Here is a 2,468-nt window from a genome sequence, read left to right as displayed (position 1 = left end):
TTTTAAGACAGAGTGTATTTAAAAAAGATACAATGCAATTGGACTTTTTATTTTTAAAGATAAGGGATTTTAAATGCATCACTAAGATGCATTTAAAAAGTTCTCTGTTAGTTGAGCTTGTTCATAAGCATCAATAAACTGCTTTTGCGGTATTTCTTGTTTAGGGACACTACAAGTTACTTTCTGTTCAGCAGCTTTTTTATCCCACCCTTCACCACTGGCGCTACGACGTGACTCATAAACTTTTCTCTGACGGAAATAACTAAATGGTTCTACATTACTTAAAAAGCCATATTTAGAGTCATGAACATAATTTAAATAGAATTTTTTAATATCATCACTGACATTTGTATTCCAACTCTCAAATTGCCAATCTTCTACACCAATCATATATTCATAGGCAGTTGAAACCGGTGAAAAAACTCTAAAAATATTAAAACCATCTTTTTTCGAAGCGGTTGCTTCTTTTAGTTTCATTAATCTTTGCATTTCAGTTGCCATATCGGATGGGCCAACTGGTATAAGTTCACGATATTTATTTTCCTGACGTACACGCTGACTAACAGAAAGTTCATTTCCAGCACGTGCAATCGTACCGTAGGCACCGTAGTAAATTTTCATACAACCTTTAATCTGATCTTGAATACTTCCTTGGCTTGGTATAGCGGCTTTTACTGCATCATAATATTTTTGAGAATCTGGTTGAATTTCAAACTGCTCAAAAATTTCGGAATGTTTTAATTTCAACTCATCATAGCTATACATTTTGACACCTGCTTGTAAGGCATCCTCTAGCATATGTTTTAACGGAATTCGGGCAAAATTGTCATTTACTCCTTGGCTACCTGGTTCATAACCACCACCAACGTCAGAATGTACTCCGGGATATACCACTTCTTTCCAATTACTGTTAGCTAACTTATTGTCTTTATGAATAACATCAACAGGGAAAGCAAAGCGCAGTTCATTACCAGCGATATAATGTGAACAGTTTTGAACCCGCTCATCTACAACCAAATCACGTTCTAAAAAAGGTAAGCTATTACTTAAATTTGTGGCAGGCAAGCCAAATGAAGCAACCGTATCAAAAATTCCTAAAAACTTAAATTCAATCGGATACTTACCTTGACCATACGTCAGCCCATCACAGTCTGATTGACATTGCCACATAAACTGATTTGTAAATGCACGGGCAAGTGCAGCGCCCCGTGAAAAACCGAACACAGAAATATTAATTTTCTTAATTAATCGATGTTCTTTTAAACTTTTATCGACTTCAGCAAAGCTGTACTCCTTTTTTTCACTTACATATTTTTTAATGTCTTTTTCAACCTTTTGTGCATTAAAAATCAGGATTTGTTTTAAAGCATCATTTAACTGGTCTTCACCATAATCTAAACGTCTTGCACCTCCCAACCCAGCACCAGCACCTAAACCAAGGTTATCTTGTACCCACGAAATAGCCCTTTGAAAGATATTTAACTCAGCATTAAATCTTGTTCCAACACCAGAAATATAGATAGCGTAATTTGGCGATATTTGCTTGTTTTTATCAGCCATTTCCTTTTCTCTTAATCCTTGAGCATTTCTCCACAATCGAGCAGGATTTGACCACCTTTTGGTATCTTCATCCTCTTTTTTATTATTACCAGTACCATCAAAAAATACCGAAATATTAACTACATCGCTACAATCTTGTTTGCATGATGGCTCATCGTTTGAAATATCACTATTTAATACCTGTACTCTTTTTAAATTTATATCCATGACATAATCTCTTTAGTTTTTATGATTTTTTTCCCAAATGTCAGTCCGCCAATCGAGACCTTTTTTTATGGGATTAGGCCAGTCATTTGAAGTTGATATTTCTACGGTATCATCAGGATATATATGTACTGCTAAATATTTTTTTCCTTTTAATTGTTCTTTTGTAAGAATAACTTGATTCTTTGCTACATGCTTTTTTTTACTATTTGTCTCTCCCCATGTAATGACTTGTGAACCAATCTTAACTGGAGAAGTATTCATGCCTCCACCAAATCCTCCTCCAATTTCCTCACCATTTATCTCAGTCATATAAGCATGGTAAGAAGTAAAATATTGAAAGGATGTTGTACCCATATTATAAGTCGCATTTGGACCAAGGCTAACACAGCCTACAAGACTGAATATCAAACCAAATATTAGTAATAATCTATTCGACCATTGTGTTTTATTCATCATAAAATTTATTAACTCGCATTTGCTACAAGTTGGACCATCACTTCATCCATAGATATTTTTTTATCTTTTAAGCGTTCTAGTTTTTGATTTAACCCTTTATCTGTTAAAAAGTTTTCTTTATAAATCAATTTTAAACAAATAAAATTTAAAATATCTCGTGTACCAAATAAGTTATACGCTCTAGCCTCAGGAATGGATTTAATAACAAATTGATATAATTCATTATCTGTCATATGACTAATAAG

The 2,468-nt window shown here is 33.7% G+C and carries 2 protein-coding genes and 1 pseudogene; all 3 read right to left on the bottom strand.

All coding sequences use genetic code 11. The annotated features are described in order from the left end of the window. Window positions 1-81 precede the first annotated feature (81 nt). Complete coding sequence (locus tag J536_RS23610; protein WP_000354039.1) at window positions 82-1,767, bottom strand: T6SS phospholipase effector Tle1-like catalytic domain-containing protein; 1,686 nt, start codon at window positions 1,765-1,767, stop codon at window positions 82-84. Between the two features lie 12 nt (window positions 1,768-1,779). After that, on the bottom strand, window positions 1,780-2,223 hold the full coding sequence (locus J536_RS23605) for a hypothetical protein (protein ID WP_032064175.1): 444 nt from the start codon (window positions 2,221-2,223) through the stop codon (window positions 1,780-1,782). Between the two features lie 8 nt (window positions 2,224-2,231). Then, window positions 2,232-2,468, bottom strand: a pseudogene (locus tag J536_RS23600) (hypothetical protein); the annotation flags it as partial.

Origin of the sequence: Acinetobacter sp. 809848, assembly GCF_000581275.1 — a bacterium.
Taxonomy (GTDB): Bacteria; Pseudomonadota; Gammaproteobacteria; order Pseudomonadales; family Moraxellaceae; genus Acinetobacter; species Acinetobacter pittii.
This window is presented reverse-complemented; position numbering and strand designations above follow the sequence as displayed.